General features: G+C 58.6%; 1 protein-coding gene. It reads right to left on the bottom strand.

The window, feature by feature from the left end; genetic code table 11:
- Window positions 1-37: 37 nt before the first annotated feature.
- Window positions 38-1,272, bottom strand: a protein-coding gene (locus BTM36_RS23990) for an IS3 family transposase (RefSeq protein WP_139347266.1) whose coding sequence is annotated in 2 segments (ribosomal slippage) — window positions 38-912 and window positions 912-1,272 — 1,236 coding nt in all. Because the reading frame shifts where the segments join, the coding sequence is not laid out codon by codon here.
- Window positions 1,273-1,330 lie beyond the last annotated feature (58 nt).

Raw genomic sequence — 1,330 nt, 5'->3', positions numbered from 1 at the left:
TGTAGTTGCCCCCGCAATTCAGGACACTCAGACATCGTTAAGTTACTGATGCTGCAGCCCGTCTGAACTCGCGAGGCGAGCGGTATTTCAGGGCCTTGTGCGGATGGCGCTCATTGTATTGCTCGAAGGCAGAGGCCAGATGCGTGAGCGCCGTAGGCACATCGGGCTTGTCCATGAAGGCGATGTAATCATGCTTCATCGTTTTTACGAACCGCTCCGCCATGCCGTTACTCTGTGGCGAGCGCACGGGCGTGGTCAAGGGCTCCAATCCCAGCTCGCGAGCGAAGCTGCGTGTGCGATGGTCGATGTAGGCCGAGCCGTTGTCGCTGAGCCATTCAATCACCTGTGGAGTCTGCGTGCTTCCAAACCTCTGCTCCACGGCAGCCAGCATCACGTCGCGCACGACATCCCCGCTATGCCCACCGGTAGTGGCCGCCCAGCTGATGGCCTCACGGTCACAACAATCCAGTGCAAACGTCACTCGCAATGCAGCCCCGTCATCACAACGGAATTCGAAGCCGTCCGAACACCAGCGCGCATTACTTTGCTTGACCGCTACGCGACCATCGTGGCGTCGATTGTCGCGTCTCACACCAGGTCGGCGCAGCAGCAACTCGTGCTCTCGCATGACGCGATAGACCCGCTTATGGTTCACGCACGCTTGCCCCAGAGATTCCCGGCTACGTCGCAGCAAAGCCCAGATGCGGCGATAGCCATAGCTCGGCAAGCTCGCGACATGCAGCTCAATCTCTTCGAGCAAGCCGCTGTCGTCGACTTTGCGAGCACTACGGCCATCTCGCCATTCCGGGCTCCGGGCTCGTTTTACTGCCACTGCAGAGCGCGCCACACCGAGAACGTCACAGACCACTTTCATTGGTCGTCCTCCGGCAGCAAGGGCGAGCGCGCAATCAGGTTTTTTGACCGACCCCATTCGACGGCCTCGCGCAAAATCTCGTTCTCCATGGTCTTCTTGCCCAACAGCCGCTGCAGTTCTTTGATTTCCTTGATGGCCGCAGTCAGCTCCGAGGCCGGGACTACCGTCTCGCCAGCCTTGACGGCGGTCAGACTACCTTCCTGGTACTGCTTGCGCCAGCCAAACACCTGGTTCGCGTTCACCCCGTGTCGCCTGGCAACGGCTGATACGGAAGCTCCAGGAGCTAAGGTCTCCTGGACGATGGCTATTTTCTCTTGGGGCGTGCGTCTTCTGCGACGCTCCGGCTCGGTCAGAATCTCGATGTGGTCCACGGTTTGCCTAGTCGTAAAACTGGTCATAAGACTATCCTCTATTTTAAGAGAGTCTTCGTGTCCTGAGATTCAAGGGGCTATTCCA

The sequence above is a fragment of the Herbaspirillum sp. VT-16-41 genome, from assembly GCF_001994935.1.
GTDB classification, from domain to species: Bacteria; Pseudomonadota; Gammaproteobacteria; order Burkholderiales; family Burkholderiaceae_D; genus Herbaspirillum; species Herbaspirillum frisingense.
This window is presented reverse-complemented; position numbering and strand designations above follow the sequence as displayed.